Annotated in this window: 23 protein-coding genes and 1 pseudogene; 12 read left to right on the plus strand and 12 right to left on the minus strand. The window is 73.1% G+C overall.

Annotated features, from left to right (window positions below; translation table 11 throughout):
- Positions 1-126 precede the first annotated feature (126 nt).
- Entirely contained in the window at positions 127-1,413 is a 1,287-nt protein-coding gene (locus IE263_RS39565) for an MFS transporter (RefSeq protein ID WP_189942939.1), read from the plus strand.
- A 45-nt stretch (positions 1,414-1,458) separates the two neighbouring features.
- Here the strand turns inward: IE263_RS39565 and IE263_RS39570 are convergent, their stop codons facing one another.
- Positions 1,459-1,887: a VOC family protein gene (locus IE263_RS39570; RefSeq protein ID WP_189942940.1), complete on the minus strand. Its 429-nt coding sequence runs from the start codon at positions 1,885-1,887 to the stop codon at positions 1,459-1,461.
- A gap of 101 nt (positions 1,888-1,988) precedes the next feature.
- Between IE263_RS39570 and IE263_RS39575 the strand changes: the two genes are divergently transcribed.
- Positions 1,989-2,894, plus strand: coding sequence for a pseudouridine-5'-phosphate glycosidase (locus IE263_RS39575; RefSeq protein WP_189942980.1), 906 nt, complete (start codon positions 1,989-1,991; stop codon positions 2,892-2,894).
- A gap of 77 nt (positions 2,895-2,971) precedes the next feature.
- Positions 2,972-3,979, plus strand: coding sequence for a carbohydrate kinase family protein (locus IE263_RS39580; protein ID WP_229911406.1), 1,008 nt, complete (start codon positions 2,972-2,974; stop codon positions 3,977-3,979).
- A gap of 355 nt (positions 3,980-4,334) precedes the next feature.
- On the opposite strand, the gene IE263_RS39585 is transcribed toward IE263_RS39580, so the two are convergent.
- On the minus strand, positions 4,335-5,129 hold the full coding sequence (locus tag IE263_RS39585; RefSeq protein WP_189942942.1) for a methyltransferase domain-containing protein: 795 nt from the start codon (positions 5,127-5,129) through the stop codon (positions 4,335-4,337).
- A gap of 289 nt (positions 5,130-5,418) precedes the next feature.
- Here IE263_RS39585 and IE263_RS39590 point away from each other — a divergent pair, with 289 nt between their 5' ends.
- Positions 5,419-6,546 carry a magnesium and cobalt transport protein CorA gene (locus tag IE263_RS39590; protein WP_189942943.1) on the plus strand — a complete coding sequence of 376 codons (1,128 nt, stop codon included), beginning with the start codon at positions 5,419-5,421 and terminating at the stop codon, positions 6,544-6,546.
- A 9-nt stretch (positions 6,547-6,555) separates the two neighbouring features.
- Here the strand turns inward: IE263_RS39590 and IE263_RS39595 are convergent, their stop codons facing one another.
- The gene (locus tag IE263_RS39595) at positions 6,556-6,990 is read right to left on the minus strand and encodes a CBS domain-containing protein (RefSeq protein WP_189942944.1); all 435 of its coding nucleotides are present in this window, start codon (positions 6,988-6,990) and stop codon (positions 6,556-6,558) included.
- Positions 6,991-7,180: 190 nt separating this feature from the next.
- Entirely contained in the window at positions 7,181-7,822 is a 642-nt protein-coding gene (locus IE263_RS39600; protein WP_189942945.1) for a nucleoside/nucleotide kinase family protein, read from the minus strand.
- Positions 7,823-8,037: 215 nt separating this feature from the next.
- Between IE263_RS39600 and IE263_RS39605 the strand changes: the two genes are divergently transcribed.
- From IE263_RS39605 to IE263_RS39615, 3 genes are all read left to right on the plus strand, one after another.
- Positions 8,038-8,742 carry a DUF2293 domain-containing protein gene (locus tag IE263_RS39605; protein WP_189942946.1) on the plus strand — a complete coding sequence of 235 codons (705 nt, stop codon included), beginning with the start codon at positions 8,038-8,040 and terminating at the stop codon, positions 8,740-8,742.
- Between the two features lie 342 nt (positions 8,743-9,084).
- On the plus strand, positions 9,085-9,564 hold the full coding sequence (locus tag IE263_RS39610; protein ID WP_189942947.1) for an anthrone oxygenase family protein: 480 nt from the start codon (positions 9,085-9,087) through the stop codon (positions 9,562-9,564).
- 135 nt (positions 9,565-9,699) lie between these two features.
- Positions 9,700-11,187 (plus strand): glutamate synthase subunit beta, encoded by a 1,488-nt coding sequence (locus tag IE263_RS39615; RefSeq protein WP_189942948.1) that lies wholly within the window; start codon positions 9,700-9,702, stop codon positions 11,185-11,187.
- A 31-nt stretch (positions 11,188-11,218) separates the two neighbouring features.
- On the opposite strand, the gene IE263_RS39620 is transcribed toward IE263_RS39615, so the two are convergent.
- A complete protein-coding gene (locus IE263_RS39620; protein WP_189942949.1) occupies positions 11,219-11,782 on the minus strand; it encodes a carboxymuconolactone decarboxylase family protein in 564 nt (187 codons plus the stop codon).
- Positions 11,783-11,829: 47 nt separating this feature from the next.
- Between IE263_RS39620 and pdxR the strand changes: the two genes are divergently transcribed.
- Positions 11,830-13,275, plus strand: a complete 1,446-nt coding sequence (pdxR, locus tag IE263_RS39625) for a MocR-like pyridoxine biosynthesis transcription factor PdxR (RefSeq protein ID WP_189942950.1) — start codon at positions 11,830-11,832, stop codon at positions 13,273-13,275.
- 553 nt (positions 13,276-13,828) lie between these two features.
- Here the strand turns inward: pdxR and IE263_RS39630 are convergent.
- The 3 genes from IE263_RS39630 to IE263_RS39640 form a co-directional block, all read right to left on the minus strand.
- Entirely contained in the window at positions 13,829-14,641 is an 813-nt protein-coding gene (locus IE263_RS39630; RefSeq protein ID WP_189942951.1) for an SAM-dependent methyltransferase, read from the minus strand.
- A 78-nt stretch (positions 14,642-14,719) separates the two neighbouring features.
- Positions 14,720-14,974 carry a DUF397 domain-containing protein gene (locus tag IE263_RS39635; protein WP_057580268.1) on the minus strand — a complete coding sequence of 85 codons (255 nt, stop codon included), beginning with the start codon at positions 14,972-14,974 and terminating at the stop codon, positions 14,720-14,722.
- Positions 14,975-15,835: a Sco1979 family transcriptional regulator gene (locus IE263_RS39640; RefSeq protein WP_189942952.1), complete on the minus strand. Its 861-nt coding sequence runs from the start codon at positions 15,833-15,835 to the stop codon at positions 14,975-14,977. It abuts the gene before it with no gap.
- Positions 15,836-16,105: 270 nt separating this feature from the next.
- Between IE263_RS39640 and IE263_RS49065 the strand changes: the two are divergent.
- The 3 genes and pseudogenes from IE263_RS49065 to IE263_RS39655 all read left to right on the plus strand — a co-directional run.
- A pseudogene (locus tag IE263_RS49065) lies at positions 16,106-16,792 on the plus strand (ATP-binding protein); the annotation flags it as partial.
- Positions 16,793-16,998: 206 nt separating this feature from the next.
- Positions 16,999-17,436 carry a hypothetical protein gene (locus IE263_RS39650; protein WP_189942953.1) on the plus strand — a complete coding sequence of 146 codons (438 nt, stop codon included), beginning with the start codon at positions 16,999-17,001 and terminating at the stop codon, positions 17,434-17,436.
- Positions 17,437-17,856: 420 nt separating this feature from the next.
- On the plus strand, positions 17,857-19,758 hold the full coding sequence (locus IE263_RS39655; RefSeq protein ID WP_229911413.1) for an ABC transporter ATP-binding protein: 1,902 nt from the start codon (positions 17,857-17,859) through the stop codon (positions 19,756-19,758).
- A 4-nt stretch (positions 19,759-19,762) separates the two neighbouring features.
- Here IE263_RS39655 and IE263_RS39660 read toward each other — a convergent pair whose 3' ends face one another.
- Positions 19,763-19,936 carry a DUF8839 family protein gene (locus IE263_RS39660; RefSeq protein WP_189942955.1) on the minus strand — a complete coding sequence of 58 codons (174 nt, stop codon included), beginning with the start codon at positions 19,934-19,936 and terminating at the stop codon, positions 19,763-19,765.
- Between the two features lie 188 nt (positions 19,937-20,124).
- The gene (locus IE263_RS39665; RefSeq protein ID WP_229911407.1) at positions 20,125-21,447 is read right to left on the minus strand and encodes an amidohydrolase; all 1,323 of its coding nucleotides are present in this window, start codon (positions 21,445-21,447) and stop codon (positions 20,125-20,127) included.
- A gap of 246 nt (positions 21,448-21,693) precedes the next feature.
- On the opposite strand from IE263_RS39665, the gene IE263_RS39670 reads away from it, so the two are divergent.
- On the plus strand, positions 21,694-22,644 hold the full coding sequence (locus IE263_RS39670) for an endonuclease/exonuclease/phosphatase family protein (protein ID WP_189942957.1): 951 nt from the start codon (positions 21,694-21,696) through the stop codon (positions 22,642-22,644).
- Positions 22,645-22,901: 257 nt separating this feature from the next.
- On the opposite strand, the gene IE263_RS39675 is transcribed toward IE263_RS39670, so the two are convergent.
- Together IE263_RS39675 and IE263_RS39680 are read right to left on the minus strand one after the other, a co-directional pair.
- Positions 22,902-24,809, minus strand: a complete 1,908-nt coding sequence (locus IE263_RS39675) for an FUSC family protein (RefSeq protein ID WP_229911408.1) — start codon at positions 24,807-24,809, stop codon at positions 22,902-22,904.
- 210 nt (positions 24,810-25,019) lie between these two features.
- A complete protein-coding gene (locus tag IE263_RS39680) occupies positions 25,020-25,799 on the minus strand; it encodes a nucleotidyltransferase domain-containing protein (RefSeq protein ID WP_189942958.1) in 780 nt (259 codons plus the stop codon).
- Between the last annotated feature and the right edge of the window lie 177 nt (positions 25,800-25,976).

The following is a 25,976-nucleotide window of genomic DNA, read 5'->3' on the forward strand; positions in this document are numbered from 1 at the left end:
GCGGCTCCGGGGTATGTCCAGGGGACACGACAGGGGGGAGACTGCGCCGATGACCACCTGCCTCGCACACGGCTACGACCGTGGCCCTCTCCGGCACGCAGACCGCGGCCGGGCCTGGTGTACGCCGTGACGGCCGTCGAGCGGGCCGCGGTTCCACCCGTCACGGCCGACCTTCTGCCCGCCCTGCGGCGCCGTACGACCGGGGTGCTGGTCGCGAGCCAGATCCTCGGCGGGCTCGGCGTCGCGACCGGCATCGCGCTGGCCGCCGTGCTGGCCCGGCAGGTCAGCGGTACCGAGGCGCTGTCCGGGCTCGCGCCCACCGCGACCGTCGCCGGCACGGCCGTGCTGTCGATGCCGATGGCCGCGCTCATGACGGCGCGCGGGCGCCGGCCGGGGCTGGTGCTGGCCTACCTCGTGGGCGCCCTCGGCGCCGGTGTGGTCGTGGTGGCGGCGCGAATGGGGAGCTTTCCGCTGCTGCTGTGCGGCATGGCCGCGTTCGGCGCTGCCTCGTCGGCGAACCTGCAGGCGCGGTTCGCGGCCGCCGATCTGGCCGAGCCGCAGCGGCGGGCCCGGGCCATCTCGCACGTCGTGTGGGCGACCACCCTCGGCGCCGTCCTGGGGCCGAACATCGCCGCGCCCGCCGGCCGCAGCGTCTCCGGCCTCGGGATACCCGAGGCGGCGGGGCCGTTCCTGTGGGCTGCCGGGATCTTCCTCATGGCGGCGGTCGTGGTGGCGGTGCTGCTGCGGCCCGACCCGCTGCTGACGGCCCGGGCGCTCGCACCGGAGGACGAGCGCTCCCCCGAGGCCCGTTCCCTGCGCGCCGGGCTGGACGCCGTCGTCGCCTCCCCTCGTGCGCGGCTCGCGCTCGTGACGGTGGCCGTGTCGCACACGGCGATGGTCTCCGTCATGTCGATGACCCCGGTCGACCTCGCCCACCACGGGGCGGGCATCGATCTGATCGGGCTGGTCATCAGCGGGCACATCGCGGGCATGTACGCGTTCTCGCCGTTGATGGGACGGCTGGCGGACCGGGTGGGACGGTTGTCGGTGACGGGGCTCGCGGCAGGGTTGCTGGCCTGTGCGCTGTTCCTGGCCGGGACGGCGGGTGACCGTCACGGCCAGACCGCCGTCGGGCTCTTCGTGCTGGGTCTGGGGTGGTCGGCCGGGCTGGTGGCCGGCTCCGCGCTGCTCACGGACGCGGTGCCGCAGTCCGCGCGGGCCGCCGCCCAGGGCCTGTCCGACCTCGCCATGAACACCTCGGCGGGCGTCGGCGGAGCGATCGCCGGACTCGTGGTGGCGCAGGCGAGCTACGCGTGGCTGAACCTGGCCGCGGCGTGTCTACTCGTCCCCATGGCCGGGTTGGCGCTGTTCACGCGGGGCAGGGCGGCGGGTGGCGCACCGGGCGGCGGCTGAGAGCGGGGGGCGGGGGCAACCGGGGGCAGCCGGGTCACCTGCGTGTCAGTCGTAGTGCCGTACCTCGATGACATTGCCGTCCGGGTCGCTGAAGTAGAAGCTGCGGGTGGCCTTGCCGCGGGCGCCGAAGGAGCCGTGCGAGACCTCCGACACGGGGACGGCGTGGTCCGCCAGGCGCGTACTGAGGGCGTCGAAGGCCGCCTGGGGCAGGGCGAGACAGATGTGGTTCACCGGGTGTCCCGCGCTGTCGGCGGCCCCGGGGAGCATCGTCATGCGTTCCGCCGTGGTCAGCGGCATCAGGTCGAGGAGGGCCTCGTCGTTGACGCGTACGGAGGGAAACGGCGCCTCGCCTGCGGCGAACTCGGTGACCCGGACGGGTTCCAGGCCGACGGTCTTCTCGTAGAAGTCGGCCGCGGCAAGCGGGTCGCGCACCCACAGGACGACGTGGTCGAGACGTGTCGCGTTGTCCGTCATGCATTCCAGGCTGGTGTCGTCCCCCACAGGCCGCAAGGGTTTGACCGGGGGCGCCTTTCGCCAGAGATGAGGGAAGACCGAAGGACAGGAGGCAGGCCGTGGTGCTGGTGATGTCGGAAGAGGTGCGGGAGGCGGTTGACGCGCGTCGACCCGTGGTGGCCCTGGAGTCCACGATCATCGCCCATGGGCTGCCCCGCCCGCGCAATCTGCAGGTGGCGCTGGAGCTGGAGGCGGTCGTGCGCGCGGAGGGCGCCGTACCGGCGACGATCGCCGTGCTGGACGGACGGCCCCATGTCGGCCTGGACAAGGAGCAGCTGGAGCGGGTCGCCAACGAGGACGGGATCCGCAAGCTGGGCCACCGTGACCTGCCGCTCGCGGTGGCCTCGGGGGCGAGCGGGGCAACCACGGTGTCGGCGACCGCGCTGCTGGCGGCGCTGGCGGGGGTACGGGTGTTCGCGACGGGCGGGCTCGGCGGGGTGCACCGGGAGTGGACGGTGACCCAGGACGAGTCCGCCGATCTGGGCCTGCTGGCGCGCACGCGGATCACCGTGGTGTGCGCCGGGGTGAAGTCGATCCTGGACGTGCCGGCGACCCTGCAACGGCTGGAGACGCTGGGCGTCGCCGTGGCCGGGTACGGCACGGACCGCTTCCCGGGCTTCTACCTGTCCGACTCCGGGCATCCGGTCGACTGGACGCTGGACAGTCCGCAGCAGGTCGCGGACGTGATGCGGGCTCAGGACGCTCTGGGGAGACCGGAGTCGGCACTGATCATCGCCAATCCGGTGCCGGAGGCCGAGCAGTTGGATCCGGAGCTCCACGCGCGTGTGCTCGCCGACGCGCTGCACGCGTGCGAGGCGGAGGGCGTGACCGGGCAGGCCGTGACACCGTTCCTGCTCGACTACCTGGTCCGGCACACCGACGGCGCGTCCCTGAGCGCCAATCTGGCGGCCGTGCGCGGCAACGTACGCCTGGCGGCACGGATCGCCGCGGCCTGGGCCAGGGTGTGACCGGGGCGCCGGGCGGGGCGGGCGGGCCGGAACCGGGAGCCGGTGAGCCCGGGGCCGGACGTCCGCGGAGCGGGGCGTTGCTGGTCGTCGGCGACGTCGTGACGGACGTCGTCGCGCGGCATCGGGGGCCGCTGGCCTCGGGGACGGACACGGCCGCCGTGATCCGGACCCTGCCGGGCGGGGCGGGCGCCAACGTGGCGTGCTGGGCGGCGCATTGGGGGTGTGCGGACGTACGGCTGCTCGGTCGGGTGGGTGCGGACGCCGTGGCCTGGCACGAACGGGCGCTGATCGGCAGCGGGGTGCGGCCCCGGCTCGTCGTCGATCCCGAGGCGTCGACCGGGACGGTGATCTGCCTGGTCGACACCGGGGCGGCAGCCGAACGGACGTTCCTCACGGACAGCGGTGCCTCCCTGCGGCTCGATCCCGGCGACTGGTCGGATGCCCTGCTCGACGGGGTGGACCGGCTGCACCTGTCGGGTTACCTGTTGTTCTCCGCGTCCGGACGCGCGCTGGTGCAGACGGCGTTGACGTCGGCACGCGCGCGCGGGGTGCCGGTGAGCCTTGACCCGGCGTCGGCGGGATTCCTGGTGGAGTTGGGCGTGGACCGGTTCCTGACGCTCGTCGAAGGGCTGGACGTGCTCCTGCCCAGTCGTGACGAGGCACGTCTGTTGACCGGGTTTCCCGACGGGGCGGACGCGGCGGCCGAACTGAGCCGCCGCATCCCGCTGGTGGTGGCCAAGCAGGGGGCGGACGGTGCGCTGGTGGCCCGGAACGGCGCCGTGATCGCCCGGGTCCCTGCCGTCCCCGCGACACCCCGGGACACCACCGGCGCCGGGGACGCCTTCACGGGCGCGTTCCTCGCCGCCCTCCTGGCGGGCGCCGAGCCCGGGGGCGCGGCGGCCGAGGGGTGCAGGGCGGGCGCGCGGGCGGTGGAACGGGTGGGTGGGAGGCCGCCCACGCCCGGAGACGACACGGCGTCGGCCGTGGCCCCCTCCCCGTCGGCCGAGGGCGTCGCAGCGCCGGTGGCAGGGTCAGTGACGGCTGACGGCACGACATCGGCGGTGGGCAGGGCCCACGCCGGCTGAGGACGTACCGGCCGACGGTGCCACAGCCCCGGCAGCCAAGAAGGATCGCGGCTGCAGCGACACGTCCCACACCGGGCGACCGCGCCGCACCGACGGCGGGCAGCCCCACGCCCACCGAAGACATCACGCCGCTGGTGCCACAGCCCACACGGCCGAGAGCGAGAGGTCCGACACCGGGCGACGGCGCCACACTCACGGCCCCACACTGACTGTGGGCGCACACCCTCCCGTCAGGGAGCGTCACGCCCCCGCGATACCGCCGACGGCAGATGCCGGTGCCGTACAGGCCCGACGAGCGCGCTGCGCGTCACGTCCCGGCCCTCGTCGCACGGTGGTTGAGCAGAGGCAGCCGTCCCTACCCCTTTCGCCCCCATGCCGAGATCATCGGTGCCGTCGCCAGGTCCATGCTGCCCGAGGCGATGTTGGCGAGGTGGCGGTCGATGTCCTCGTCGGTGGCCAGACCGGCGGTGACGAGGTCGGCGCGGATCTGGCGGACCGTTGCGGACTCGAGGGCGGCGCAGGCGGGCGAGGTGACGGGGAAGTAGGCGTCGGCCTCGACGCGGCGCAGGCCGGCCTCGCGGAGCAGGCGCGGGAGTGTGCGGGCGTAGGAGAGGTCGGCGCCCCGGTCGGCGAGGAGGTGGCGGAAGCCGTGCCGGAGCCGGTTCGCCAGTTGCTGTTCGGGGCCGTGCTCGTCGGGGCAGAGCAGGGGCTGCAGGGCGGGGTCCGCGTCCTCGACGAGGAGGCGGCCGTCGGCGCGCAGGGCCTTGATCATCGACCGCAACGCCCGCTCCCGGTCCGGCACATGGACCAGGACGAGCCGGGCGTGCACCAGGTCGAAGCCCTCCCCCGGCGGCGCCTCGGCGCCGACGTCGTGCACGCGCACCTCGACCGGTGGACGGGCGGCCGGGGTCAGCCGCGAGGTGTCGATGTCGGTCGCGACGACCTTGCCGGTCGGCCCGACCTTCTTCGCCAGCCAGGACACCACGGAGGTGCCGCCCGCACCGACCTCCCAGCAGCGCCAGCCGGGTCCGACGCCGAGGCGCTCGAGGTGCCGGAACGTCGTGGGGTCGAAGAGGGTGGCGAGAGCGTCGAGGCGTTCTCCCGCCTCGGTCCGCCGATTGTCGAGGAGATACCCGTCAGTTCGCGTCATGCGGCGATCATCCCAGTTGTCCCGGTTCTCCGAGGCGGTCGACGCGGCCGGTGTGCCCTGGCCGGAGATGGTCGACGCGGGGGCGGAAAGGGGCGAAAAGGGACGGGGCGGAAGTGGGGCAGGGATGGGAATCCGTGTCGCGGGCAGACCCACATCAGGCCGTCCACAGGCGGGAACAAAGCGGAACATCCCCTTTCCACAGGCTTACCCACGGCCTGCACAAGCCTGGCAGACTGGCGCGCCAGGGCGCAGAAACGCGCCACGGGGAGATCCACACGAGGAGATCCAGATGACCATGGCAGGGAATCTGCGGAAGGTCACCGGCCTGGGCACGGTCGGCGGCCTGCGGAAGATGGCACGGCTGGCCCGGCGGCGCGCCCGGGTCGACCTGAGCCACCCTGCCCGCTCCCCGCTGGGCTCCTCGGTGGTGAACTGCGTGACGTACCAGGACGGCGCCCGGGCCCCGGTCGGCGGTGACCTCGTCGACACGGTGGAGCGGGTGCGCAAGAGCGGCCACGGCTTCGTGTGGCTGGGGCTCCACGAGCCGACGAACGACGAGTTCGCGGGCATCGCCGAGCTCTTCGACCTGCATCCACTGGCGGTCGAGGACGCGGTCGAGGCCCATCAGCGCCCGAAGGTGGAGCGGTACGGCGAAACGCTGTTCGCGGTGTTCAAGACGGTCTGCTACGTCGAGCACGAGCAGCTCACGGCGACGAGCGAGGTGGTCAACACCGGCGAGATCATGGTGTTCGTCGGCCAGGACTTCGTCATCACGGTGCGGCACGGGCGGCACGGCTCGCTGGGCCCTCTGCGGGAGGAGCTGGAGTCCGACCCCCACCAGCTCACCAAGGGGCCGTCCGCTGTGCTGCACGCGATCGCGGACCACGTGGTCGACGAATACCTCAACGTCATCGACGCCGTGCAGGCGGACATCGACCAGGTCGAGATGGACGTCTTCGCCCAGACCGGCGCGCGGGCCGACCCCGGTCGCATCTACCAGCTCAAGCGTGAGCTACTGGAACTGAAGCGGGCGGTCGTGCCGCTCGGCCGGCCCCTGCTGGAGCTCGCCGACCGGCCGATGCGGGTGGTCGACCCGGAGATACAGGCCTACTTCCGGGACGTCTCCGACCATCTGATGCGGGCCACGGAGCAGATCGCCGCGTTCGACGAACTGCTCAACTCGATCCTGCAGGCGCACCTCGCGCAGGTCACGGTCGCGCAGAACGAGGACATGCGGAAGATCACCGCCTGGGCCGCGATCATCGCCGTGCCGACGATGGTCTGCGGGGTGTACGGAATGAACTTCGACCACATGCCGGAGCTGCACTGGAGGTACGGCTACGGCATGGTCATCGCGGTGATATCCGTCGCCTGCGTGGTGCTCCACCGGGGCTTCCGGCGCAACGGCTGGCTCTGAGCGCCGGCGTCAGCGCCGGGGGCTGCCGGTCCTGGCGTAGACGCTCTCCGCCCAGTGCGCCATCTGATCCTCGGTCAGGTTCTGGGCGAGGTCGGCCTCGCTGATCATGCCCACCAGGCGCTTGTTCTCGATCACCGGCAACCGGCGGATCTGGTGCTCCTGCATCTCCTGGATCACCTCGCTGACGTCGGCTCCGGCATCGATCCAGCGCGGTGTGCCCTGGGCCATCTGACCGGCGGTGACCTTGGAGGGGTCGTGGCCCATGGCCACGCAGCCCACGACGATGTCCCGGTCGGTGAGGATGCCGCAGAGCCGCTCGTTCTCGTCGCTGATGGGCAGCGCTCCGACGTTGAGCTCGCGCATCAGCTGGGCGGCGCGGTCGAGGGTCTCGTGAGCGGGGATCCACTGGGCGCCCCGGTGCATGATCTCTCCGGCAGTGGTCATGGTATACCTCCCGATGCCGGACGGCCGGCGCGACGCGGAACGCGCCACTGTCCCGGCGCCCTGCGTGTGGCATGTACCGACCCTTCATTCTCGCCGGGCTGATCGGCGGGTGCACCTTCAGCGGCGGCCTTCGCGGGAGCCGCGCCCTCACTCCGAGAGTCACGCCGAGAATCACGCCGAGAACCGCACCTCAGCCGTTCCACGCCGGATGCCGTGGGTCGTCCGCGCGGACGAGGACGTCGGCGGTGGCCGCCGGGTCCGTCTCCTGGGCGTACCGCTCGAAGGCGGGCAGCGTCCAGTTGTCGGCTTCCGGGGTGCGGCGGCGCAGGGCGGCCGGGGAGAGGGAGACGTGGACGGTGAGGTCGAAGGGGAACCAGTGGCGCAGCAGGAGGGGGCCGTGCAGCAACAGACAGCCACCGGGCGGGAGTTGGACGTAGGAGCTGCGGGTGGCGCGGTCGGTGACGGGATCCCGGAGGTCGGGCAGGATCCGGCCGTCACCGCCGGGTTCGAGCGGGCCGAACACCTCGCGCCACAGGGCGCCGGTGTCGAACCAGCCGTCGTAGTAGGCCTCCACGTCGTGGCGGCCGTGCTCCAGGCGGAGGGAGGCGGGGCGCAGGAAGCCGTGGGTGTCGACGACGCGGGAGGGGCGGCCGCGGGTGCGCAGCGCTTCGGCGACGCGTTCGGCGAGGTCGCCGGGGTGGGCCGCCGGGGCGCCGTCGAAGGCGACGCGCGGCCAGGGGCTGCCGTCGTCCGGCTTCAGGTCGAGCAGCCGGTCCGCGAGGAGGTCGCCGAGCCGTTCCCAGGTGATCGCTTCGAGTCGCACAGGGCCCATGATGCGTCAGGTTCCGGGCCGGATGCGTCGTGCTCGTGGGCTCGGCGGGCGGCGAGCAACTGCGGGAGGTGGGTCTCGCTCCAGGCACGGGCGCATCGAGAAAGGGGATCAGAGTGCGGCCGAGAGGGGTGAGGGCCACGCCGGAGAGACAGAAGGACACTCGGACGGGAGGACGATCAGGTGGTGCCGGGCTCATCAGCGGGAATGACGCCCGTATGCCGGCCCTCGCAACTCCCCCGTCCCCTACCGGGCTTGTCGTCGTCCAGCCGCTGCGGCGGCGCCACTGCGCCGAGTGCCGGCGTGGACCGCAGCCGATGGTGGTCCTGGAGGACGGCGCGCCACGCTGCCTCGACTGTGCCGACCTGGGCCATCTGGTGTTCCTGCCACGCGGCGACACAGCGCTGACGCGCAGGTCACGGGAGGAGAGCACGCTGTCGGCGGTGGTCCTCCGGTTCAACCGGCGCAAGGGGCGCTACGAGCGGCAGGGAGTCCTCGTCGAGGAGGCCGGGCTGGCCCGGGCCGAGGCGCGGTGCCTGGCGGACGCCGAGGCGAGGCGGCGGCGCCGGGCTCGGGACGCGCGGCGCCGGGCGGCGCAGGACACGCGGTTCACGGAGGCCTTCGCGGCGGAGATCCTGCGCCTGCTTCCCTGCTGCCCGCCGGACCGGGCCCGTGCGATCGCCGCGCACGCGTCGGTGCGGGGCAGCGGGCGGGTGGGGCGCAGCGCCGCCGGACGGGCGTTGTCCGAGGTGGCGGTCGTCTCCGCGGTCGTGGCGTCCGTACGGCATCTGGACACGCCGTACGACCGGTTGCTGATGAGCGGGGTGCCCCGGCACGAGGCACGGCTGCGGATCGCGGCGGGGGTGGAGAGGTTGCTGCGGGAGTGGGGGTGGAGGGCGGGGCTCGGCTCCGCCGGGCCGTGAGGCGCCGGGCCTCCCGGGGGACCCTCTCAAAGTTCCCGCACGGCCCCGTCTGAACGCTCCCGCACGGCCCCGTCTGAACGCTCCCGCACGGCCCCGTCTGAACGCCCCCGCACGAGGCCCCCTCTGGACGCTCCCGCACGGCCTCCTCTGGACGCCCCCGCACGGCCTCCTCTGGATGCCCCCACACCGCCCCCTCTGGACGCCCCCGCACGGCCTCCTCTGGACGCTCCCGTATGTTTCCGAGGTTCTCGGCGATGGTCACCGTTCACCTGCGGGAATTGACTGGGAGGTGACGGACGGTACCGGGCGGGTTCCCGGCTCGACGTGGGAGGTGACGTTGACATGATCGATGGACCGTACTTCGTGCTGACGGTGCTCGGGATGCTGGGGACCGGGCTGGTGGCAGGGGTCTTCTACGGGTTCTCGACGTTCGTGATGAAGGGTCTGGCCTCGCTGCCGCCCGCGCAGGGCGTCGCCGCGATGAAGGCGATCAACGTGACCGCGGTGACGCCGGCGTTCATGATCGTTTTCGTCGGCTCGGCGGGGGTGTGCGCGGTGCTCGCGGTGGTGACGTTCGTGCTGTGGCCGGGCGACGGGAGGGTGGAGTTGCTGCTGGGCAGCGCGCTGTATCTGTTCGGCTCGTTCGGGGTGACCATGATCGCGAACGTGCCTCGCAACAACGCGCTGCTCAAGCTGGCCCCGGGCACCGCGGAGGCGGCCGCGTACTGGCCGACGTATGTGCGCGAGTGGACGGCGTGGAACCACGTCCGCACGGTCGCCTCGGCCGCGGCCGCCCTCGCGTACGTCCTCGCTCTCACTTGACGGCAGGCTCGGTCCCAGCCCGCGAGAAAGCGCTGTCCGACACTCTGCGCACGGGACCGAGGGGACGTATCGTGGCCGGAAGAGTGCCGCCCGATGACGCACGGCCCGCCGCACGCGTACGCAAGGAACACGGCCATGGCCGACCCCAAGGGATTCATGACCACGCCCCGCCAGGACTGGCCGCGCCGGCCGGTCGAGGAGCGGGTCCGGGACTGGGACGAGGTGTACGTCCCCGGGGCCCTGCTCCCCATCATCAGCAAGCAGGCCGACCGCTGCATGGACTGCGGTATCCCCTTCTGTCACGACGCCTGCCCGCTCGGCAACCTGATACCCGAGTGGAACGACCTGGTGTCGCGGGAGGACTGGCGGACGGCGAGCGACCGGCTGCACGCCACCAACAACTTCCCCGAGTTCACGGGGCGGTTGTGTCCGGCGCCCTGTGAGGCCGGGTGTGTGCTCGCCATCAACCAGCCGGCCGTCACCATCAAGAACGTCGAGGTCGCCATCGCCGACCGGGCCTGGGAGGAGGGTTTCACGCCGCCCCGGCCGCCGGACCGGCTGTCCGGGCGGACGGTCGCGGTGATCGGCTCCGGACCCACCGGTCTGGCCGCGGCGCAGCAGCTGACCCGGGCCGGGCACACGGTCGCCGTGTACGAGAAGGACGACCGGATCGGCGGTCTGATGCGGTACGGCATCCCCGAGTTCAAGATGGAGAAGCACCATCTGGACCGGCGCATCGAGCAGATGCGGGCGGAGGGGACCAAGTTCCGTACGTCGACGCAGGTCGGGCGGGACGTCATGGCCGCCGATCTGCGGGCGCGCTACGACGCCGTGGTGATCGCCACCGGGGCGACCGCGTGGCGGGAACTGCACGTTCCGGGCCGCGAGTTGACCGGCATCCATCAGGCGATGGAGTACCTCCCGCTGGCCAACCGGGTGTGCGAGGGGGATCTGGAAACCTCGCCGATGTCCGCCGCCGGCAAGCACGTCGTGATCGTGGGCGGCGGCGACACCGGCGCGGACTGTCTGGGGACGGCGGTGCGGGAGGGTGCCGCGTCCGTGACCCAGCTGGACATCTACGCCCAGCCGGGGGCGGAGCGCGACGAGGACACCGACCCCTGGCCGACGTACCCGAAGATCTACCGGCTGTCGGCGGCGCACGAGGAGGCGCGCGATCTGGAGTCGGCGCCGGCGGCGGACGCGGACGCGCGGCTGTTCGCGGCGTCCACGCTCCGCTTCACCGGCGACGAGAACGGGCACGTCCGCTCGCTGCACCTCGTCGAGGTCGACGCGAAACGGCGGCCGGTGGAGGGCACCGGGCGGGCACTTCCGGCCGACCTCGTGCTGCTCGCGCTGGGATTCTCGGGACCCGACCGGGAGGACGGGCTCGTCGAGCAGCTGGAGCTGGCGCTGGAGCCGCGCGGCACGATCGCCCGGGACGCGGACTTCGCGACGAACGTCCCCGGCGTGTTCGCCGCCGGGGACGCGGCACGCGGACAGTCGCTGATCGTGTGGGCGATCGCGGAGGGGCGGGCGGTGGCGGCGGCCGTCGACCGCCATCTGACGGGGAGTTCGCGGCTGCCGGCGCCGATCGGGCCGTACGACCGGCCCATGCACGTCTGAGCCGACGGGGTGACCGCGCCCGCCCGTCGGGTCAGCGGCGCTCGTCCGTCCCGGCCACCTTGCCCGTCGCCAGGGCCACCCGGTTCCAGGTGTTGATCGTGCAGATCAGGGCCAGCACCCGGGCGAGTTCCTCGTCGTCGAAGTGGGCCGCGGCCTCGGCGTAGACGTCGTCGGGGACGCCTCCGTCGGCCACCAGCGTGACCGCCTCCGTCAGGGCCAGGGCGGCCTGTTCCTTCTCGGTGAAGAAGTGACGGGCCTCGCGCCAGACGGCCACCATGTGCAGGCGGTCCTCGCTCTCACCGGCCTTGCGCGCGTCGTTGGTGTGCATGTGGAGGCAGTACGCGCAGTGGTTGAGATGGGAGGCCCGGATCTGGATCAGTTCGACGAGGGCCGGGTCGAGGCCCTGGCGGGCGGCGGCGTCGAAGCCGACGAGGGCACGGAAGGCCGTGCGGGCGGACCTGGCGAAGTCGAGGCGGGTCCGGGCGGCTTCCGCGGCGGCGATCGCGGCGGAGGCATCCACAGCGGTCGCGGAGGGGTCCGGGGCGGTCGCCGGGGTGTCGGTGGTCGTCGTCGTGTCGATCGTGTGCGTCGTCATGCCCCTCAACGTATGAGCCGGAAAGACCGCTTGTAGGGTGCATTTCCATGGAGGAATCGTGGGTCAATTCCGCGGAGCAGATCGGCGCCGACCTGCATCTTGAGCTGTCCGGGCCGGGCGGGCGGCGGGCCGCGCTGATCCGCGCGCTGCGGGAGGCCGTGCGCAGCGGGCGGCTGGCTCCGGGTACTCGGCTGCCGCCGTACCGGTCGCTCGCCGCCGATCTCGGGGTCGCGCGCAACACGGTGGCCGACGCGTACGCGGAGCTGGTGGCGGAGGGCTGGCTGACGGCCCGTCAGGGATCCGGTACACGGGTCGCCGAGCGCGCCGAACCCCTGCGACCCGCCGCGCGTGTGCCCGTAAAGGTACCTCCACGCGCGCGTGGCCCGCGGCACGACCTCCGGCAGGGCACTCCGGACGCGTCGGCGTTCCCGCGCGCGGCCTGGCTGGCGTCCTACCGGCGGGCTCTGCAGCAGGCACCCAACGAGGTGTTCGGGCCGGGTGACCCGGCCGGGCGCCGTGAACTGCGTGAGGCCCTCACCGAGTACCTGGCACGCGCGCGTGGCGTGCGCACCGAGCCCGGGTGCATCGTGATCTGCTCCGGTTTCGCGCACGCGCTGCGCCTGCTGTTCGGCCAGGGCGGGGGCGGCGTGCTGCGCGGCCCGCTGGCTGTGGAGGCGTACGGGCTGGGCTTCCACCGGGAGCTGCTCACGGCGGCGGGCGTACGGACGGCTCCCCTGCCCCTCGACGAGGCCGGGGCGCGCGTCGACCTGCTGGATCGCGAGCGGGGCGTGCTGCTCACGCCCGCGCACCAGTTCCCGACCGGAGGCCCCCTGCACGCGAGCCGCCGGGCCGCCGTCATCGACTGGGCACGCGCGCGTGGCGCGGTCGTGCTGGAGGACGACTACGACGGCGAGTTCCGCTACGACCGCAGACCTGTCGGCGCCGTCCAGGGTCTCGACCCCGAGCGGGTGATCCACATCGGCTCGGTCAGCAAGAGCCTGTCACCGGCGCTGCGGCTGGGCTGGATGGTGCTGCCGGAGCGGTACGTCGACGGTGTCCTCGCGGCCAAGGGCGAACGGGAGGCCTGGGCGAGCGTCCTGGACCAGCTGAGCCTGGCCGACTTCATCGTCTCCGGCGCGTACGACCGTCATGTGCGGCGCATGCGGCAGCGGTACCGCCGACGCCGGGACCGGCTGGTCGAGGCGCTCGCCGAGCACGCGCCGCGCGTCGAGGTCACCGGTGTCGCGGCCGGGCTGCACGCGGTGCTGCGGCTGCCGCCGGGCACCGAGCGCTCCACGGTCAAGGCGGCCGCCTGGCAGGGCATCGCCCTGGACGGCCTGGGCACCTTCCGGCACCCGGAGACGGACATGCCGGCGGGGGACGGGCTCGTGGTCGGATATGCGACGCCTTCGGAGCACGCGTACGGAGCGGCGCTGGACGCGCTGTGCGGGGTGCTGCCGCCGGGCGAGCAGCGCGGTCCTGCTTCCGGATGAGGCGCTGAGCGCCGTGCTCCTGCCGAGGACGAGCGGCGGAGCGGCACCCCCGGGACGAACCGCCCGGCCCGCCCTACGGCCGCCTCCGTAATTCACCTCGCACCAGGTCCGCGGGGCGACGGGTACGCCCGCAGGCGACAGTCGGTGGCCGATCTCGGCGAAGCCGCGGGCATCAAGGCGTTCAGCCCACCGAGGTCCGCGGCGCGGGCCTCGGGACTGCCGCGCGGTGACGCCGGCAGCCCGGACCTCCGACTCGGAGCCACCGGCGCCCGCAGCCCGGCCGGCAGGGCTTCCGGTCACCGGCGCCCGCATCGACGTGTCAGAGCTTGCCGCCCAGCAAACACCCGCGGCCCGGGCGTCGGGGATTTGTGGCCGCCGACGCCCGCAGGCCCGAGTGTCAGGGGGTTGTGGCCGCCGACGCCCGCAGCCCCAGGTGTCAGGGGGTTGTGGCCGCCGACGCCCGCAGGCCCAAGTGTCAGGGGGTTGTGGCCGCCGACGCCCGCAGCCCCAGGTGTCAGGAGGTTGTGGCCGCCGACGCCCGCAGCCCCGTGAGTCAGCGCTTCCGTGCGACCGCCCCGTACCCCGGAATCACGCCGTCGTCCTGGCCCGGCACGGGGTCGCCGAGTTCCGGGTGCCACTCGGGTACGACCGCGACGCCGGGTTCGACGAGATCGAGGGCGTCGAAGAAGCGGGTGAACTCCTCGCGGGAGCGCAGGGCCAGGGTGACGCCGGCCGCCTTCAGCTTCTCCGTGGCCACCGCGGACTCCTCCGGGGTGAAGTCGGCGGTGGCGTGGGTCATCATCAGGTAGCTGCCGGAGGGGAGTTCGGCGAGCAGCCGGTCGACGAGTTCGTGCGCGCCGTCCTCGTCGGAGATGAAGTGCAGCAGCGCGATCAGCGACAGGGCCACGGGCCGGTCGAAGTCCAGGATCTTCCTGGCTCCTTCGACGATGGTGGCCGGGTCGCGGACGTCTGCCTGCAGGTACTCCGTGACGCCCTCGGGCGTGCTGCGCAGCAGGGCGGCCGCGTGGGCCAGCACGATCGGGTCGTTGTCGCAGTAGACCACGCGCGCGTCGGGCGCGATCTGCTGGGCGACCTGGTGGAGGTTCGGCTCGGTCGGGATTCCGGTGCCGATGTCGAGGAACTGCCGGACGCCGTTCTTCGCGAGCCAGCGGGTGGCCCGGTGCATGAAGGCGCGGTTGACCCTCGCCATGACCGGGACGCGCGGGTCGAGGGCCAGCATCTGCCGGCCCATCTCCTCGTCGACGGGGTAGTTGTCCTTGCCGCCGAGGTACCAGTCGTACATCCGTGCCGGATGCGGCCTGCTGGTGTCGATGTCGAGGGGAGTGGTGGGGTCCTGCCCGGTCATGAGGCACTCCGTAAGACGCAATGAGTAATCAAGTCAGTACCATTGAGAAGGAAGTTGAGCTCAGAAAAGACAATCACGTCATGACAGCAGGAAGTCCGCCTCCCCCGCCTTCGCGCCCTCGATGAAGGCCGTCATCTCGTCGGTGGTGTAGATCAGCGCCGGACCGTCCGGGTCGGTGGACTGACGGACGGCGATCCGGCCGTCGGCAAGCTTCATCGCCTCCAGGCAGTTCCCGCCGTTGCCGCCGCTCCACGGCTTGTGCCAGCCTTCGCTGCCCAAGTCCCGCGCGGGCATGCCGTTGTAGACCCGTTTGCGCGGCTTGATGCGATCCATTCACAGCTCCTTGCGGAGATCCCGGAGGATCTCCTTCGTGCGATGTGCCGTAGCGGCCTGCGCCGCCATGCGGTCCATGACCTCGAGATGGGTGGCCACCTCGGTGCGCGCGTCGAGGTAGACGGCGCCGGTCAGGTACTCGCTGTAGACCATGTCCGGAAGCTCCGGCATGGCGAATCGGAACAGCACGAAGGGCCCGTACGTGCCGGGGTGCGGCCCCGAGGAGAACGGGGCGACCTGCAGTGTCACGTTGGGCAGCTTCGTGGCCTCGAGCAGTTTGTCGATCTGCGCGCGCATCACCTCCGGGCCGCCGACCGGGCGGCGCAGCACCGTCTCGTCCATCACCACCCACAAGCGGGGCGCGTCCTGACGGGTGAGCAGTTCCTGGCGCTGCATGCGCAGGTCGACGAGGCGCTCGATGTCCTCCGGCCGAGTCTGGCCGATGGCGCCGGACCTCAGGACGCCGCGGGCGTAGTCCTCGGTCTGGAGCAGCCCGGGCACGAAGTGCGGCTCGTACTGGCGGATCAGGGCGGCCGCGCCCTCCAGGCTGACGTGCATCGAGAACCAGCCGGGCAGGACGTCGTGGAAACGCTGCCACCAGCCGGGCTTGTTGGCCTCCTCGGCCAGCTGGACGAAGCCCTCGGCCTCCTCGTCGCACACCCCGTACGCCTTCAGCAGCAGCTGGAGGTACGGAATCTTGAGGGCGACCTCGGCCATCTCCATGCGGCGGACCGTGGCGGGCGCGACGCGCAGGATGCGGGCGGCTTCCTCGCGCTTGAGCCCGGCGCGCTCCCGCAGATCCAGCAGGCGCCGGCCGAGGACGACCTGTCCCACCGTCGGCGCGGACCGCGGTTCGCTCACGCTCCACCTCCACGAAGAGCCCGCCCGGACGGTTCAGTTGAGCCACGCTGGGCCCCGACCGGCCGGTCACGAAAAAGAATCCCGACAGCCCTGCGGCGCCATTCGAAGACCGATTCGAAGATCTGTACGAGTGAGTACGGATCTCCGGTGATCCCAACTGGCGCCGCTCGACGTGCTGTTGCGAGCAGTGTGCCACGGCGTTCCATCGCGTCACACAGCACTCTGCATTTTTCAGAGTGACACTTGCCAAGTGTTCACGGCGGGGCGATAGTGGCAAGCGTGATTCCGTCCGCGCCCTTAGGAACAGACGCTGCCGCAGGCCGCCCCCAGGGTCTCGGTGCCGCCGCGGGAGCAGGCCTCGACGAGGCCGCTGCCGAGCGCCGGTTCCGATTCGAACTGGCCGCCCATCCGGGCTCACCCGCGCAGGCAAGACGCCTGACCCGGGCCCGGCTGACCGGCTGGTCGGTGTGCGAGGACACCTGCGACACGGCTGCTCTGGTCATATCCGAGCTGGTCACCAACGCCATCGTGCACACCGCGAGCGGCACCGTCGTCTGCGAGCTGCACGACGGCGACGACCTCGTGCGCATAGCCGTGCGCGACGAGGGCTGCGCACCGGGTGAGCCGCACCCGTCCCCGCAGCGCCCCGAGGAGGAACACGGGAGGGGACTGTTCCTCGTCGACGCCCTCTGTCACGCGTGGGGCGCCCAGGAGCACGGACCGGGCCTGCTGGTCTGGGCCGACCTGCCCCGCGGTGGCGAGGGCTCCCACGGTCGCGCCGAGCCGCACGACGACGTCACCGAGCCGGCGTCCTACGACGACCTCGTGGCCCCGCGCGACGACCTCGGCTGGGGTGCCCGCCCGAAGCCGGGGCCGGCCGGCGGTTCCGGCGACGAGGGCGACAGCGCCGGCCACGGCGAGCAGGAGCACCGCAGCCCCGAGGCGGAGGGCCGGACATCCGGCCCGGTACGGCGGGCGCAGCGCGCCTTCGTGACCGACGGCCCCCTCGCGCGCGTGGCCGCGCAGCGGCGCCACAGCCCGGCGACCGGCGGCCTCACGGCCGGCCCCGTACGGTCGGCCGACCACGCCCTCGACACCGACGGCGAGGCGCCCTCCTGGCGCCCCCACCCCGGGACCGAGCGGGACCGCGACCGGGACCCGGCGTGAGTGCCGTGCCCGGCCGGGCGCCGGTGCTCAGCCTCGACACCCTCGTACGGCTCCGGCGCGGCCTGGGCGCTCCGGCGGCCCCCCGCCGCCTCACCGTGCCCGACGGCATGACGGCCCCGCTGGGCTGCGACGCCGTCGCCGTCCCGGCCCGCCTCGGGTACCTGGTCATGACCCGCCTGCCACGCGTGGGCTGCGTGTACGCCGACGAGGCGCACTGGTGGTGGCTCGTCCCCTCCGACTCCGACCACGCCCTGGAGTGGCCCGCCCCCGCGCACTACGCCACGGGCGCGATCATCCCGGACACCCCGCAGGACCCCGCCCTCATCCACCGGCCGGACGGCACGGTTCCGTACACCCCGCCGATCCCCCTCTACCTGACCCTGTGCCGCCTCACGGACACACCACCCACCTGGTCGCGGCCGATCAGCGCGTAGGCCGCCTCCGCGGGAAGCCGGCCGCCGACCCGATCCGGGTGAGCGGTGCCTTACTCCGCGTGAGCCCTCCAGCCGGGCAGCGCGGGTATGCCGTACAAGGTCCGTGAAGGTCCGCTCGAAGCGCACAGCGCCCCACAGGCGCATCCCGGCACGCCTTCCCGCCGATCCCACCATGGGACGCCCCCGCCTCGCACGAGGGGCCCCGGCGCACGCCCGCGCGCATCCCCTGCCCCCGTCCTGCGCCCTGCCCTCCCTCGGTCGCGCCCGCGATAGTGGCCACTTGTCCACGATCGGGGGAGGCGAACGGTGCGGAAGGTGCCGAAACTGCAGCGTCCGGGGAGTCGGAAACGGCAGCGTCCCGACGAACGCGAGGTGTCCGAGTCGGAGCGGCTGCTCTTCGGGGGCCCGCTCCGCTACGACATGGGCTGGAACCAGCACCGGGACGCCTTCCTGGAGCTGAACTTCCGCGCCATGCTGGCCCGGTTGCCCTCCCTGCTCGCCGCCAGCCTCCGTCTGGCCCGGCAGGCCGACCCGCGGGCCGCACGGGTCGTGCTGGCCGCGGAGGTGGGCCGGGGCGTGGTACAGGCAGTGAGTCTCCTCGCCATGAACACCATCCTGGGCCGGCTGGTCGGCGACGGCTCGATCGAGGACCGGCTGCGCGGCGCCGCCCCCGCGCTGGCCGCCATGGCCGTCGCCCTCCTCGTCGGGGCGGTGCTGCGGGCCGCGTCGACGTACGCCACCGGGCGGCTGGAGCCCAAGGTGGAGCGGGTGGCGACCGAGCTGTACCTGGAGCGGGCGGCCGCCGTGGAGCTGGCCGCGATCGAGGACCACGCCTTTCACAAGCTGCTGGACACCGCCCAGTACGGCGCCCGGTCGGCCGGCCGGATGATCATGTACGGCACGCGGGTGATCAACGCGATCATCTCGCTGGCCGCCGCGGCCGGCGTCCTGACCGTCCTGCATCCGCTTCTGCTGCCGCTGCTGGTGACGATGACGCTGCCCAGCGCGTGGAGCGCCCTGACGAACGCCCGGCGCCGGTACGAGTCCTTCCACACCTGGGTGCAGCACGCGCGCGCGGGCCACCTCCTCGCGAGCCTGCTCACCGAGCCGGCGGCCGCGCCCGAGATCCGCGTCCACGGCGTCGGCCCCTTCCTGCTGCGCCACTTCCGTTCCATGTCGGAGACGGCGGAGGCGGAGCAGGCCCGGCTGGCCCGGCTCGCCGCCCGCACCGGCCTGTTCGCGGCGGCCTGGACGGGCCTCGCGACGGCGGCGACATACGCCACGCTCGGCGGGCTGCTGATCACCGGGACCATGGCGCTGGCGGTGGCGGGCACGGCCGTGATCGCGATCCGCAGCGGCTCCGCGAGCCTGAACACCCTGGTCCTGGAGATCAACCAGCTCCACGAGGAAGCGCTGTTCGTGGGCGACCTGCAACGCCTGTACGTGGAGGCGGCCGAGCGGGCGATCCCGGAGGGCGGCACGGCCCTGCCGGAGGATCCGCGGGAGATCCGCTTCGAGAACGTCACCTTCGGCTATCCGGGCGAGTCGGCCCGCCCCGCCCTCGACGATGTCACGCTCACCCTCCCCCTCGGCCGGATCATCGCGCTCGTCGGCGAGAACGGCTCGGGCAAGACAACCCTGGTGAAGCTGCTGGCGGGGCTGTACAGGCCGGACCGGGGGCGGATCCTGTGGGACGACGTGGACGCGGCGGAGGCGGACCGGCACCAACTGGCCGAGCGCATCGCGATGGTGGCACAGGACTTCAAGCGGTGGCCGTTCACGGCCCGGGTCAACGTCGCCGTCGGCCGTTCCTCCGCGCCCCTCACCGAGGACCGGCTGGCCGCCGCGATCGGCGAGGCGGGCGCCGAGGAGGTGGTCACGGACCTGCCGCGGGGACTGGACACCCTGCTGGCCCGTCACTTCAGCGGCGGGCACGAGCTGTCCGGCGGACAGTGGCAGCGGCTGGGCATCGCGCGAGCGGCGTACCGGCGCGGCCGCATCCTGATCGTGGACGAGCCGACGGCGGCCCTGGACGCCCGGGCCGAGCTGGAGGTCTTCGAGAAGATCCGCGCGCTGGCCGACGGCGGCCAGACGGTCGTCCTGATCACGCACCGGCTGGCGTCGGTCCGCCATGCCGACCTGGTGCACGTCCTGGACCAGGGCCGGCTCGTGGAGTCCGGTACCCCGGAGGAACTGCTGGCGGGAGGCGGCGTCTACGCGGAGCTGTACGCGCTCCAGGCGGAGCAGTTCACCACCCAGGTGGCCCGGCAGATGTCCGCGGAGGCAGCCCCGCAGGTGCCCGCCTCCTCGAAGGCGGGCTGAACCGTCAGTCTGCGGCGTCGCCCCGGACGATCACCAGGAACGTGTCCGTCGCGAGGTCCATGACCACCTCGGCGGCCAGTCCCTCCATACGTCGCGCGTGCGCGAACTCCTCCGCAGGCCACGACCCGCGCGGCCCGCCTGCGGGAAAGCGTTCGAGCACCGTTCGCCCGTTCACCATCTCGCACCTCCAGACAAGCGTTGTACTTGTAGGAGTTAACGCTCTCGGGGCACGGAACGCCTCGCCCGGTGACGGTACTGAGACGTAGTTGACACGAGTTCAGCGCGGAGTGTGAAAATCCGATCACCTACCGAACACAACCCTCACTCTGCGCGTCAGAAGCAGCACTCGTGGCGACAGCGGCTCTCTCAGGTGTCGTACTCCTGGATGCGTCGGCCGTGGCTGCGGTCCAGGAGCGCGGGCATGCGCTCCCCCAGCTCGCGTACGACCGCCGGGACGTCGAGGGTGAGCAGCTCGCGGTCGCGCATGAGGATCCGGCCGTCGACGATCGTGGTGCGCACGTCGGAGGAGCGGGCGCTGTGGACGAGGGTCGCGGCGAGGTCGTGCACGGGCTGGGTGTGCGGGCCGGTGAGGTCGACGAGGACGATGTCGGCGCGCCGGCCGGGGGCGATGCTGCCGATCCGGTCCCCCAGTCCGACGGCTCGCGCGCTCTGCAGGGTGGCGTGGTGCAGGGCCTGACGGGAGGTCAGCCAGCGTGGGTCGCCCTCGGTGGACTTCTGGATCAGGGAGGTGAGCGCCATCGACTCCCAGACGTCCAGGGAGTTGTTGGAGGCGGCGCCGTCCGTGGCGAGTCCGACGGGGACGCCGATCTCGCGCAGGGCCCGGATCGGGGTGGTCGTGGGCCAGGCGAACTTGAGGTAGCCGCGGGGCGCGCTCGCCACGGCCGTACGGCCCCGCGCGCGTGCGAGGACGGACAGGTCGCGTTCCAGGATGCCGGTGCCGTGGGCGATGAGGACGTCGGCGTCGAGGACGCCGGTGCGTTCCAGGACCTCGATGGGAGTGACGCCGTGCCGGGCGAGGCTGGTGTCGGCCTGGTCGCGGTTCTCGGAGGCGTGCAGGTGGACGGGGAGGCCGTGGGCGCGGGCGAGGTCGGCGGTGGCGGCGAGGTCGGCGTCGGTCACGGTGTAGGGGGCGTGCGGGGCGAGGGCGGTGGTGATCCGGCCATGGGCGCCGCCGCGGTGATGGAGCGCGAACTCCAGGGACTGCTGCCGGCCCTGCTCGCCCTGCGAGGAGAAGTACGCCTGGCCCAGGTGGGCCCGGATCCCGCACTCCGCCACGACGGCGGCGACCGCGTCCATGGCGAAGTAGTGGTCGGCGAAGCAGGTGACACCGCCGCGGATCATCTCGGCGCAGGCGAGCCGCGCGCCCAGCTCGACGTCCTTCTCGGTGAGGTTGGACTCGACCGGCCAGACGACGTCGTTGAACCACTCCTCGGTGGGCAGGTCCTCGGCGAGACCGCGCAGGGCGACCATCGGCGCGTGTGTATGGCAGTTGACCAGCCCGGGCATCGCGACCTGGCCGCGGGCGTCGAGCCGCTCCACCGCGGGGACTCCGGCGGCTTCGGCGGCGGGGACGACGGCGTCGACGAGGCCGTCCCGTACGACGACGGCGGCGTCCTCGAGGAACGTGATGCGCTCCTCCTCGCCGTGAGCTACGTGTCCACGGGTCACGCCAGGCCCTTCCTGCCCCTCATGCCCCTCATGCCCCTCATGCCTTTCGTGCCCTCCGTGCCCTTCGTGCACGAGGACGGTGCAGTGGGCGATGACGAGGTCGGCGGCGCGAGGTGACGTCATTGCGCAAACGTACGACGCCGTCGTCGGGTCGCGTGAGCCGTGGCGCGCATTGTGTCCCGAACCTGTCGCCGGGCCCCGCGCGCGGGCACGCTGGCCCCACGACACCCTCCGGAAGGGGCCCGCATGCTCCTCGGCACCTGGAACCTCGAAAACCTGTACCGGCCCGGCGGCCCCTTCGGCCCGCAGGACAAGGCCGCGTACGAGACGAAGCTGGCGGCACTGGCCGCCATGATCACGCGGCTCGACCCGGCCCTGCTCGGCGTGCAGGAGATCGGGGAGCCCGAAGCGCTGCGGGACCTGCTGGGGATGGTGGGCGGCGACTGGCATGTGGCGCTGTCACAGCATCCCGACGGGCGGGGCATCCGGGTCGGCGTGGTGAGCCGGACGCCGCTGAAGGTGCTGGCCGACAGGAGCGAGTTCGCGGCGGGGCTGCGCCCTGTCCAGGTGGACGACTCCGGCGCCACCACGGCGGAGACGGGCCGCGGCCTGCTGGCGGTGGAGACGGTCACGGCCTCGGGGCCGCTGCGGGTGGCGGTGGCTCATCTGAAGTCGAAGCTGCTGTCGTATCCGAATGATCGTTTCTTCCCGCACGACGAGGGTGAACGGGCCCGCTACGGCGCCTACGCCCTGTACCGGCGCGCCGCCGAGGCGACGACGCTGCGCGCTCTCGCGGACGACCTCCTGGCCGACGACGGCCGCGGCCGGGACGTGGCCGTCCTGGGCGACCTGAACGACGAGGTCCAGGCGGCGACCACACAGATCCTCCTCGGCCCGCCCGGCTCCGAACTCGGCACCGCCGGCTTCGAGGCACCCGACCGCGGCGACCCGGCCCGCCTGTGGAACGTGGCGCCCCTGATACCCGCCGACCGCCGTTTCTCCCGCGTCAACTCCGGCCGCCGCGAACTGATCGACCACATCCTGACCAGCCACCACCTGGTCCACCGGGTGACGGAGGCAGGGACGGGGGTGCCGGGCGAGGGGGCGCTGCGGCTGCCGTCGGTGGGCGCGGAACCGACGCAGCGGCGGGGAGCGCCGGGGTCGGATCATGCGGTGGTGTGGGTGCGGGTGGCGTAGTCCGCGTGGGCCCTGGGCCGGCGCGGGTGAGTGGGCCGGCCGCGTGGGCTTGGGCGGTCGGCGTGCGGAGAGGTCGGGCCGCGCCTGCTTCACGGCGGTGTGGGGGCGGTCGGCCGCGCAGGCCCGACGGCGGTGTGGGGTGGCCGACCGCGCCAGCCCCACGGCGGTGTGAGGGCGGTCAGCCGCGCAAGCCCTACAGCGGTATGGGGTGGCCGACCGCACCAGCCCCACAGCGGTGGCGAGCCGCCGCACCGGTGCTACACCGCGACGGGCAGCGCGGGTATCCGTAGCCCGGCCCGCTCGCGCTCCTCCGCCAGTTCGTCCAGGAGCTCGGCGAGGTGTGCGGCGTGCTCGGGCATGAGCCGCCCCGTGTCGTCGAGGTGCACGGCGCAGGCGGTGGTCGTGTCGACGAGCCGTTCGAGGGTGTCGGCGATCTCCTCCGCGCCTTCGGAGTGCCGGGCGAGCGCGGGGAGTTCGGCGGCGGCGCGGGAGATGGCGCCGCGGGCCTCGGCGAGGGTGCGGTAGGCCTCGCGGCGCAGGGTCCAGCGGACGGCGCGGCGGTCGGAGCCGGTGTCCGCGCGCAGTGCGGGGGCATCGGACTCGCGCAGCACGTGGGCGAGGTAGGCATGCGCGGCGCTCACGGCCGCGGCGAGCCGCGCACGCACCCCGCCGGCCCGCTGTCCCGGCATCGGCAGATGTCCCACGATCAGTACGATCGCGCAGGCCAGCAGCGTTTCGCCGATCCGGCTGGCGGAGGCCTGCGGCTCGCCACCGACCATCACCAGGGCGAGGACGAGGACGGTGACGACGGCGGTCTGCGCGGCGAAGTGCCGTGTGGCGACGGGTATGAGCGCTCCGCTGACGGCCACGAGCGCGATCAGCCCCTCCGGCCGGGGCAGCACGGCGGCGAACCCGGCGAAGACGAGGGCCCCGAGGACGGTCCCGGCCGCACGGCACAGGACACGTGAGACGAGCGGTCCGAGGTCGGGCTTGACGAGGAAGACAGTGGTGGCGGGCAGCCAGTACCAGTGCTCGTGCTGCCCGTACCAGCGGGAGTGGTGCAGGGCCTGGGCGACGGCCACGCTCGCCCCGAAGCAGAGGGCGACACGCAGCCCGTACTCCCGCCCGCCGGCCCCGAAAGCGGCCCGGATCAGCTCCCCCACACCACGCTGACGGGTGTGCAGATCCGTCCCCTTGCCCCGGTCGAAGGCTTCCGCGGCTCGCAGCAGGGCGTCGTCGAGGGCCCGCAGCCCGGGCGCCGAGCGGCTGGGGGCGGGCAACGGCCCGGTGTGCGTGTTCCCGCGCACGGCGGCGGCCAGTCGCCGGGGTCCGTCGGACGTCCGCGCGGCCACGGGCTCCCCGGCCCAGGCCAGCGCGGTCGCGGCCTCGGCGAGCGGCAACGCGGCGGCGTACTGCGCGTGCAGCCGCCGCTCGGCCGCGGAACTGGCGTAGCGCCGCAGGCGGGGCCCGGCGAGAGCGTCCTGCGCGTGATCGAGGGCGGCGGTGAGAGCGGCGCGCCGGGCGGTCGCCTCCGGCGAGCCCGCGGCGTCGAGAAGCTCCGCCACGGCGTCGTAGACGGCCGCGACGGCCTCCCGCTCCCCGTCGAACCGGAAGTCTCCGGCGAGGGCGCCGGGGGTCGGGAGGACCAGCCGCAGGGCGATGAGCCACCCGGCCCCCACGAGAAAGGCGAGCGCCCGCTGCCACCCGGGCTCGGGCAACGGCATCCCCGCCCCGATGGCGGAGGCAACGAGCAACTGCGTACCGACACCGGAGGCGACGGGCCCCACGGCACTGACACTCCCGGCGACCAGCCCGACAAGGGTGAGCAGCACGGTCAGCACCACGGCCCCGACATGCTCCCCGGCATACGTCCCCACGAGCAGCCCGGCGGCCCCCGCCAGCGCGGGCACCCCGAGCCGCTGCACCGAGACCCGCCGGCTGCCGGGCCGGTCGTTGATCCCGGCGAGCATGGCGGCGATCGCGGCGACGACCCCGAGGGAGGTGCGGCCGACGAGCACAGCGCCGAGGAGCAGCGGCCCGGCGGCCAGCGCACCCCGCACGACCGCGCTCCAGGGCACCGGCCCGCGCTGAGCGCGCAGGGCGTGGGCGAGCCAGGGCGGCAGAGCGCCGAGTGTGCGAACGGCAATGGCGGAACGCGGGAACACGAAGCTCCTGTCGGGACGAGGGCGGGGTGTGCCTTCGGGCGACGGCGGCCGGGGCTGTGGAGTGTGTGCTGTGGTGTTCGGGCTGTGTCTCCACGGTACGGGGCGATCTTGGTGAAGCTTGGACGGTTGGGTTTCGCGGAGGTGACACTTCGCCGGGATCCCGCGTTCTTTATGAACGCAACTCCTCGGGGGCGTCGAACAGGCGGCTCCTCACGCGCGCGATGCCGTTGCCGCCGCCACCCTCTCCTCGAAGATCAGCCGGGCCCGTTCGAGCGCCTCCGGGACGCTCCCTCGGCCCACCTCGGCGACGAGGTCGTCGACCTCTCTGAGCCCGGCCCGCTCCAGCAACCGCTTCTCGTTCGTCACCCACTCCCCGCGCGCGGCCAGCACGGCGTGCCCGGTCTGCGTGGCGGCGACGGCCAGCGTCCCGGCGGCCTCCGTCCGCCGGCCGTGGGGGGCGTGGGCGGCCGCGGCGTAGGCGAGGGTGGCACGCGCGGTGCCGTACCAGCGTTCGCAGGCCGTCCGCCGCAGCTTCTGCGGATACGCGGCCGGCCGCGGGAGTTCGCCGCGCAGCACTCGATTGATCGCCAGCTCCGCGACCAGCAAGTAGCTCGGGATCCCCGCGAGATGGAACATCAACGGCTCCACCCGGAACCGCCCCTCCTCCGCCTCCGCCCACTCGTGCTCCACCGCGTCGAGATCGCGGTAGTGGACGTCGACCCGCCGCCCGTCGACCGTCAGCCAGGCACCCCCGTTGAACACCCCGCCGCCCCAGCCACCGACCTCGGAGACCTCACCCTCCCAGCCGAGGGCGCGCAGGTCGGCGGGGTCGAAGGGGCCGCGGTAGTAGATCGCCAGGTCCCAGTCGCTGTCGGGGGTGTGGGTGCCCTGCGCGCGGGAGCCACCGAGGGCGACGGCCCGGACGGCGGGGAGGGAGGCCAGGCGGTCGGCGGTGGTGTCGAGGAAGGCGGGGTCGTCGAGGGTGGGCATGGGTGCAGGGTACGAAGCCGTGTGGTGTGTCTCCACGCGGTTTCTCCGGCGGTGGAACAGGGCATCGGTGGGCGGCGCTTCGGCCGCGAAGGGTGATTGTCAGTGGTGCGCGTTATCAATGAACTCGTCACTCAGAGTAACGACGGGGGAGATGATGATGACGCATGGAGGGCATCG

It is taken from the genome of Streptomyces aurantiogriseus (genome assembly GCF_014649375.1).
Taxonomy (GTDB): domain Bacteria; phylum Actinomycetota; class Actinomycetes; order Streptomycetales; family Streptomycetaceae; genus Streptomyces; species Streptomyces aurantiogriseus.

What these genes read in the sequence shown, in the direction of transcription:
- IE263_RS39585 (WP_189942942.1), bottom strand. Translation starts at nt 5,129, where the DNA reads ATGACGCGAACTGACGGGTATCTCCTCGACAATCGGCGGACCGAGGCG.
- IE263_RS39590 (WP_189942943.1), top strand. Translation starts at nt 5,419, where the DNA reads ATGACCATGGCAGGGAATCTGCGGAAGGTCACCGGCCTGGGCACGGTC.
- IE263_RS39680 (WP_189942958.1), bottom strand. Translation starts at nt 25,799, where the DNA reads ATGCCCACCCTCGACGACCCCGCCTTCCTCGACACCACCGCCGACCGC.
- IE263_RS39630 (WP_189942951.1), bottom strand. Translation starts at nt 14,641, where the DNA reads ATGACCGGGCAGGACCCCACCACTCCCCTCGACATCGACACCAGCAGG.
- IE263_RS39605 (WP_189942946.1), top strand. Translation starts at nt 8,038, where the DNA reads ATGCCGGCCCTCGCAACTCCCCCGTCCCCTACCGGGCTTGTCGTCGTC.
- IE263_RS39635 (WP_057580268.1), bottom strand. Translation starts at nt 14,974, where the DNA reads ATGGATCGCATCAAGCCGCGCAAACGGGTCTACAACGGCATGCCCGCG.
- IE263_RS39595 (WP_189942944.1), bottom strand. Translation starts at nt 6,990, where the DNA reads ATGACCACTGCCGGAGAGATCATGCACCGGGGCGCCCAGTGGATCCCC.
- IE263_RS39670 (WP_189942957.1), top strand. Translation starts at nt 21,694, where the DNA reads ATGCTCCTCGGCACCTGGAACCTCGAAAACCTGTACCGGCCCGGCGGC.
- IE263_RS39615 (WP_189942948.1), top strand. Translation starts at nt 9,700, where the DNA reads ATGGCCGACCCCAAGGGATTCATGACCACGCCCCGCCAGGACTGGCCG.
- IE263_RS39610 (WP_189942947.1), top strand. Translation starts at nt 9,085, where the DNA reads ATGATCGATGGACCGTACTTCGTGCTGACGGTGCTCGGGATGCTGGGG.
- IE263_RS39655 (WP_229911413.1), top strand. Translation starts at nt 17,857, where the DNA reads ATGGGCTGGAACCAGCACCGGGACGCCTTCCTGGAGCTGAACTTCCGC.
- IE263_RS39600 (WP_189942945.1), bottom strand. Translation starts at nt 7,822, where the DNA reads ATGGGCCCTGTGCGACTCGAAGCGATCACCTGGGAACGGCTCGGCGAC.
- IE263_RS39620 (WP_189942949.1), bottom strand. Translation starts at nt 11,782, where the DNA reads ATGACGACGCACACGATCGACACGACGACGACCACCGACACCCCGGCG.
- IE263_RS39660 (WP_189942955.1), bottom strand. Translation starts at nt 19,936, where the DNA reads ATGGTGAACGGGCGAACGGTGCTCGAACGCTTTCCCGCAGGCGGGCCG.
- IE263_RS39570 (WP_189942940.1), bottom strand. Translation starts at nt 1,887, where the DNA reads ATGACGGACAACGCGACACGTCTCGACCACGTCGTCCTGTGGGTGCGC.
- pdxR (WP_189942950.1), top strand. Translation starts at nt 11,830, where the DNA reads ATGGAGGAATCGTGGGTCAATTCCGCGGAGCAGATCGGCGCCGACCTG.